This window comes from Parvibaculum sp. (assembly GCF_049672805.1).
Taxonomy (GTDB): Bacteria; Pseudomonadota; Alphaproteobacteria; order Parvibaculales; family Parvibaculaceae; genus Parvibaculum.
Map to the genome: position 1 here is coordinate 1 of NZ_JBATWS010000124.1, position 3,585 is coordinate 3,585.

4 protein-coding genes are annotated in these 3,585 nt (G+C 58.9%); 2 read left to right on the forward strand and 2 right to left on the reverse strand.

Annotation, left to right across the window (positions count from 1 at the left end; all coding sequences use genetic code 11):
• Position 1: 1 nt before the first annotated feature.
• Positions 2-1,546 (reverse strand): acyl-CoA carboxylase subunit beta, encoded by a 1,545-nt coding sequence (locus tag WBF74_RS03920; RefSeq protein WP_424435471.1) that lies wholly within the window; start codon positions 1,544-1,546, stop codon positions 2-4.
• Positions 1,539-2,723 carry an acetyl-CoA C-acyltransferase gene (locus WBF74_RS03925; RefSeq protein ID WP_424435474.1) on the reverse strand — a complete coding sequence of 395 codons (1,185 nt, stop codon included), beginning with the start codon at positions 2,721-2,723 and terminating at the stop codon, positions 1,539-1,541. Before WBF74_RS03925 ends, WBF74_RS03920 begins: the two co-directional genes overlap by 8 nt.
• 130 nt (positions 2,724-2,853) lie before the next feature.
• On the opposite strand from WBF74_RS03925, the gene WBF74_RS03930 reads away from it, so the two are divergent.
• Complete coding sequence (locus WBF74_RS03930; protein WP_424435477.1) at positions 2,854-3,078, forward strand: acetyl-CoA carboxylase biotin carboxyl carrier protein subunit; 225 nt, start codon at positions 2,854-2,856, stop codon at positions 3,076-3,078.
• Positions 3,075-3,585: biotin carboxylase N-terminal domain-containing protein (locus WBF74_RS03935; RefSeq protein WP_424435480.1), on the forward strand; the 511-nt coding region annotated here is incomplete at its 3' end. The genes WBF74_RS03930 and WBF74_RS03935, both read left to right, overlap by 4 nt.

Here is a 3,585-nt window from a genome sequence, read left to right on the forward strand (position 1 = left end):
ACTAGAAACTGGTTGGCCAGGAAGCCATTTTTCGTTCCGACCTTCCACCATTTTTTCCACGCGCCAGCAGAAGCGCTTTCTTGATCACATCTCGGGTTTCCGACGGATCAATCACATCATCCAGATAATGCAGCCCCGCCGCCCGCCACGGCGCGCTCTGGCTGCGCATTTCAGATACCAGGCTGGCCTTCAATGCGGCCCTGTCCTCGGCGTCGCGCAGTTTCCCGCCATGGGTGACCTCGGTCGCCAGCTCGGGTGCCATAAAGCTGATATCGGCACTGGGCCATGCGAACCTGAAATCCATATTCATGTTGCCGCCGCCCATGTTGTAGTACGCCATGCCATATGATTTGCGGACAACAACCGCGATCTTGGGCACCGTCGCGTGCGCCAGAGCTTCATAAAAATTGATGATCTGACCCGCGACGCCGGCATGCTCGGCATTCTTGCCAACGAAGAAGCCCGGCGTGTCATGCAGGAAAATAAGGGGGATGTGAAACGAGTCGCAGGTAACAATGAACTTGGTGCATTTGGAGCAGCCTTTAGGCCCCATGGCGCCCGCGCTGAACATGGGATTATTGGCCACAATGCCCACGACATGCCCGTCGATACGGGCCAGGCACGTTATCACGCTGCGGTCGAACTCTGGCTTCAGTTCAAAAATTGTTTCGTGATCCACCAGGGTACGCAGCAGTTTGCGCATATCGTAAGCTGTGCGGCTCGATTCCGGCAATATGGCCTGCAGCTTGATCTGGCGTGCTCGCGCTTCCTCTTCGTACTCCCGCACGGGCGGCAATTCGTCGCTATTGGACGGCATATACGACAGAAACTGCCGCAGCAGCGCCAACGCATCCTCTTCCGTCTCGGCAACGCGGTCTATCAGTCCCGTAATCCGCGATTGCACCTGCCATGAGCCCAATTCGTCACTGCTCACCTTTTCCCCGGTCGCCACTTCGAGCACCAGGGGACTGACCACGGCCATGCAGCTGCCCTTGGTCTGAACAGCGAAATCGGAAAACGCGGCATACCAGCCCGGCGAACCAAAGCTCTCTCCCATCACGGTCGCCACGGAAGGCACCCGCCTGTCCCGAAGGGCCATATCCAACTTGAGGCCGGACGAACTCAATCCGTCGGAGCCTTGAATGTCGGGAATGCGCGCGCCGCCGGCTTCACCCAAGCTGATAAAGGGGTAGCCCTTCTCGATGGCTGTCATGGCGACGGCATGCGACTTCTTGCTCGCCACGCGGGCGCCCGACCCGGCAAGCACCGTCTGATCGTCCGCCTTGACCGCTACCGTCCGTCCCTCGATCGACCCAAACCCGCAAACACGCCCATCGGACGGGGTCCGGCCTTCCATACCCGGCATGTCGGAATGATTCAGTCGCCCAACCTCGAAGAATGAACCCGAGTCGAGCAAGGCATCTATCCGCTCGCGCGCATTCAACATTCCCCGCGCTCGACGCGCGGCCAGTTTTGCTTCGCCACCCATGCGCAGGGCATGCTGGCGGCGTTCATGCAGTTCCTGGTGAATCGGCGACTCAGCCATGGATTACCTCGAACAGACCCGCCGCGCCCTGGCCGCCGCTGATGCACATCGTGACCACGACATATCTGGCTTTGCGGCGACGCCCTTCAATAAGCGCATGGCCGACCAGACGCGAACCGGTCATGCCGAAGGGATGGCCGATGGCTATCGCCCCCCCATTCACATTCAGGCGTTCGCTTGGAATTCCCAGCCGGTCGCGGCAATAGACAGCCTGTACGGCGAAGGCCTCGTTCAGTTCCCAAAGATCGATGTCGTCTACACCCAGGCCATGTTTCTTCAACAACTTGGGTATGGCGAATACCGGTCCTATACCCATTTCGGCGGGTTCGCAGCCACTTACCTCAAAGCCCAGATATCTTCCCATCGGCGTAATGCCGCGCCGCTCCGCATAGCGCGCGCTTGCAACGATGCAGGCAGAGGCGCCATCCGATAACTGCGACGCGTTGCCCGCGGTGACAGTACAGTTTTCCCCCTGAACCGGTTTAAGGGCGGAGAGGCGCTCAAGCGTCGTGCCGGGCCGATTGCCTTCGTCCGCGGCAAGCGTCACGTCCTCAAAGCCGACCAGATTGCCGCCCTTCTCGATATTTGCCTTCCGGGAGGTTAAAGGAGCGATCTCAAGGTCGAACAAGCCCGCGGCCTGCGCTGCCGCTGTCCGCAACTGGCTCTCCAGTGAGAAAAGGTCCTGCGCTTCCCGCGACACGCCGTACTTTTGTCCAACAAAGTCGGCGGTTTTGATCATGGGCCAATAGATGTCAGGCTTGTTTTCTTCCAGCCACGCCTCGCGAAACCGGTAAACGTTACGCTTGTCCTGAACCAGCGATACAGACTCGACACCACCGGCCGCGATAAGGTCGGCCTCGCCAGAGCGAATGCGCTGAGCCGCAAAAGCGATGGCCTGCAGACTGGAGCTGCAGGCCCGGTTCACGCTTACACCGGGGACCGAGGTATCAAACCCCGCCCTTAGCAAAGAATGCCGTGCAATGTTTCCGCCCGTCGCCCCTTCCGGCAGGGCGCAGCCCATGATGACATCTTCGATTTCATTCGTTTCGACACCCGCGCGCTGGGCTGCGTGACTGAGCACATGAGCACCCATGACTGCTCCGTGCGTATCGTTGAAAGCGCCGCGGTAGGCCTTGCCTATGGGGGTCCGCGCTGTAGAGAGTATGACGGCGTCCAATTATCTGCCTTTACGGTGATGAAGTTGAAAACATTGCTTTGACTAGCCAGCCAAATCATCTTAGAATAAAATCGATTTTATTGTCCAGCCTGCAGAGCGCGGGCAAGTTCAGGAAAGATTGGAGACATAGATGGCCGTGATCAAGATTGAGTCCGAAGTCAATGCCCGCGTTTTGCAGATCAATGCAGGCGTTGGCGACCACATCAACGAGGATGATGTACTGCTTGTGGTTGAATCCATGAAAATGGAAATACCCATTCTTGCGGAAGCGTCCGGCGTCGTGCTCGCAATCCATGTCGAAGCAGGGCAAACCATAGACGAAGGCCAACTACTGGCTGAGTTGAACCAAGAATGATAAAAAAAGTACTCATTGCCAACCGGGGCGAGATCGCGTGCCGGATCATTCAGGCTTGCCGCAAGCTCAACCTCACCAGCGTCGCGGTATTCTCCGAAGCCGATGCGCAATCGCTCCATGTGCAGCTTGCCGATGAAGCCTATGCCGCGGGCGGATCGCTGCCGTCTGAAAGCTATCTGGATTCGGCTGCCATCCTTGAAATTGCCAAGTCGGCACAGTGCGACGCGGTACACCCTGGGTATGGATTCCTTTCCGAAAACGCAGACTTTGCGCGCGCGGTGGAGGATGCCGGCATGGCGTGGATCGGCCCCACGCCGGAATGCATCATGGCCATGGGCGACAAACACCATGCCAGGGAACTGGCGCAACGCGCCGGGGTGCCGGTTCTACCCGGCAGTCAACGCATCGACCAAGCCGATGAGCCGCGACTGGCGGACATTGGAGCAGCGATCGGCTACCCCTTGCTGGTTAAAGCGGCCGGCGGGGGCGGCGGCATCGGCATGCGTA